We start from the raw sequence: 899 nt of genomic DNA on the forward strand, positions 1-899 counted from the left end.
ATTTATTCCATCTACTTCGGAAGTAAGATAATCTTTGATTGGTCGTGGAGAACCACCTCTAACAATTTCAACCAATGTAGAAAACCTCACCCACTCCCAACTTTTTGGTATTTCATAAGGAACTTCCTCATAATAAGAGTTATCATCTCCTTGGGAAACAATAGAAATGTCCAAATCTTTCTTTTTAATCTTGCCTTCTTCAAAGAGTTTTTGTTTTTCTGCTCGTATTTTTTCAAGTAAAACTTCGACTGATTCATCATTTGGGTCTTGTTCAACTAATTTTCCTTGCATAGCATATTGAAGAATAGATTTTTTTAGTTTATCTGGAAATTCTTTATCTAGCTGTTCGAGTCTATTATAACTTTCAGCATATTCATCTACTTTTTCTAAAGCTGATTCGATTGCTTCTATTATGCGTTGTTGTTCAGCTAGCGGAGGGAGAGGGATTAGAATAGAAGCAACTTTATCACTATTCAAGTTTTTCACAACAGCTCCACTAATTAGAGATAAAAATTGAGAATAAACTACATTTGATGAAAGAATATAGAATAGGTAATCTCTATTTAATGAGTTTTCATAGTTCGAAATAGCCAACCATCCATCGTGTATTGCACCATCAACATTCAAAATATAAGGTCTACCAAAACTCATAGAATTAGTTAACAAAAATGTACCTTTTTTTACAAATCTAGTTTTGTTAAGCCCTGATTTTTTGATTTTTTCTTTAACATTATTTATATACTTTTCACCCTTTTCAGTATCACCTATTTTTATCCAATTTATTCCATCTACTTCGGAAGTAAGATAATCTTTGATTGGTCGTGGAGAACCACCTCTAACAATTTCAACCAATGTAGAAAACCTCACCCACTCCCAACTTTTTGGTATTTCATAAGGAA

At 32.0% G+C, this 899-nt stretch carries 1 protein-coding gene; it reads right to left on the minus strand.

The window, feature by feature from the left end; translation table 11 throughout:
- Positions 1–899, minus strand: an 899-nt coding sequence (locus tag HT669_RS10755; RefSeq protein ID WP_240153508.1) for a restriction endonuclease subunit S, incomplete at both ends; no start/stop codon positions are given.

Source organism: Streptococcus sp. 2100 (genome assembly GCF_013276335.1).
GTDB classification, from domain to species: Bacteria; Bacillota; Bacilli; order Lactobacillales; family Streptococcaceae; genus Streptococcus; species Streptococcus pseudopneumoniae.